This window comes from Streptomyces sp. AC558_RSS880 (assembly GCF_019049255.1).
Lineage (GTDB): Bacteria > Actinomycetota > Actinomycetes > Streptomycetales > Streptomycetaceae > Streptomyces.
The window spans coordinates 135082-135828 of the sequence record NZ_JAGMUJ010000081.1 but is presented as its reverse complement, the minus strand read 5'-3'; the positions used below and the strand labels follow the sequence as shown (position 1 = coordinate 135828).

The window sequence follows — 747 nt, the reverse complement described above, 5'->3', positions numbered from 1 at the left end:
CCCATCGAACCGGTGTACGGGCCGGAGGCCCTGGAGGGCTGGGATCCGGCGGAGAAGCTGGGCGAGCCGGGGGCGTATCCCTTCACCCGGGGTGTGTATCCGTCGATGTACACGGGCCGGCCCTGGACGATGCGGCAGTACGCCGGTTTCGGCACGGCGACGGAGTCCAACGCCCGGTACAAGCAGCTGATCGCCAACGGGACGATGGGGCTGTCGGTCGCCTTCGACCTGCCCACCCAGATGGGTCACGACTCCGACGCGCCGATCGCGCACGGCGAGGTCGGCAAGGTGGGCGTGGCGATCGACTCGGTGGACGACATGCGGGTGCTGTTCGGCGGGATCCCGCTGGACAGGGTGTCGACGTCGATGACGATCAACGCTCCGGCCGCGCTGCTGCTCCTGCTGTACCAGCTGGTCGCCGAGGAGCAGGGGGTGAGCGCCGACCGGCTGACCGGCACGATCCAGAACGACGTGCTGAAGGAGTACATCGCGCGGGGTACGTACATCTTCCCGCCGAAGCCCTCGCTGCGGCTGATCGCGGACATCTTCAAGTACTGCCGGGCCGAGATCCCGAAGTGGAACACGATCTCGATCTCCGGCTACCACATGGCCGAGGCGGGTGCCTCGCCCGCGCAGGAGATCGCGTTCACCCTCGCGGACGGCATCGAGTACGTGCGTACGGCGGTCGAGGCCGGTATGGACGTGGACGACTTCGCGCCGCGGCTGTCGTTCTTCTTCGTGGCGCGT

At 68.0% G+C, this 747-nt stretch carries 1 protein-coding gene; it reads left to right on the top strand.

The features are described from left to right. Nucleotides 1-747 (top strand): methylmalonyl-CoA mutase family protein (locus tag KUM38_RS24800; RefSeq protein ID WP_254397690.1); only part of this gene is annotated, 747 nt, incomplete at both ends.